Origin of the sequence: Vibrio sp. Vb0888, assembly GCF_033338835.1 — a bacterium.
In the GTDB taxonomy this organism is placed as follows: domain Bacteria; phylum Pseudomonadota; class Gammaproteobacteria; order Enterobacterales; family Vibrionaceae; genus Vibrio; species Vibrio alginolyticus.
Map to the genome: position 1 here is coordinate 1 of NZ_JAWOTL010000248.1, position 1133 is coordinate 1133.

General features: G+C 49.2%; 2 protein-coding genes. Both read left to right on the forward strand.

What is annotated here, in order from left to right:
* On the forward strand, positions 1 to 807 hold an 807-nt coding region (locus tag R7P72_RS25385; protein WP_318111004.1), incomplete at its 5' end, for a UDP-glucose--hexose-1-phosphate uridylyltransferase.
* A gap of 109 nt (positions 808 to 916) precedes the next feature.
* Positions 917 to 1133, forward strand: a 217-nt coding sequence (locus R7P72_RS25390) for a galactokinase family protein (protein WP_318111005.1), incomplete at its 3' end; no start/stop codon positions are given.

Here is a 1133-nt window from a genome sequence, read left to right on the forward strand (position 1 = left end):
GCGCTGATGGTGGATTCACCAGATGCACCGGAGTCAAACAACCCGCTATTCAAAACGCAAGGCGTGCGTGGTTTGAGCCGAGTGATTTGCTTCTCGCCAGATCACAGCAAAACCTTACCGGAGCTGCCTGTGGATAATATTCGTGGCGTGATTGATACATGGAATGAGCAAATTGAAGAGCTCGGCAAAGAGTACGTTTGGGTTCAGGCGTTCGAAAACAAAGGCGAAACCATGGGCTGTTCTCAGCCGCATCCACACGGTCAAATCTGGGCGAACAGCTTCTTACCAAATGAAATCGAGCGCAAAGAGCACAACCTAAAAGCGTACTACCAAGAGCACGGCAGCAACTTGCTGGTGGATTACGTACAAGCGGAACTCAAAGACGGTTCACGTATTGTGGTAGAAACCGAACACTGGCTGGCGGTGGTGCCTTACTGGGCTGCTTGGCCGTTCGAAACCATGTTGTTGCCGAAAACGCACATTCGTCGCATGAGCGAACTCAGCGATGAGCAACGAGACGATTTAGCGCTAGCGATCAAGAAGCTGACCAGCCGTTACGATAATTTATTCCAATGCTCTTTCCCTTACTCGATGGGCTGGCACTACGCACCGTTTTTTGACCAAGACACAGACATCGACCATTGGCAGCTTCATGCACTTTTTTATCCGCCACTACTGCGCAGTGCCACGGTTCGTAAGTTCATGGTGGGCTACGAAATGCTGGCAGAAAGCCAACGTGACCTGACCGCAGAGCAAGCCGCGCAGCGTCTGCGTGATGTGAGTGATGTCCACTACAAAGAATGCTAAGTCTTTAAATTGGACTGATTACGAATAACGGGATAGCGCGACTTTACAGATAGAAAGTTAGGCTCAACGAGCTATCCCACACAAATTACTATTTTAAGAGAACATCCCTATGTCTGAACTTATCCAAAATGTGAAAGCGTCATTTGAGCAAGTGTTGGGCTACGCACCTAGCCATATTATTCAAGCGCCTGGTCGTGTGAACTTGATTGGTGAGCACACCGATTACAACGATGGTTTTGTGTTGCCATGTGCCATTAACTACCAAACCGTGGTGGCAGCAGCAAAGCGTGAAGACAATATCGTGCGTGTGGTTTCAGTCGAGATCG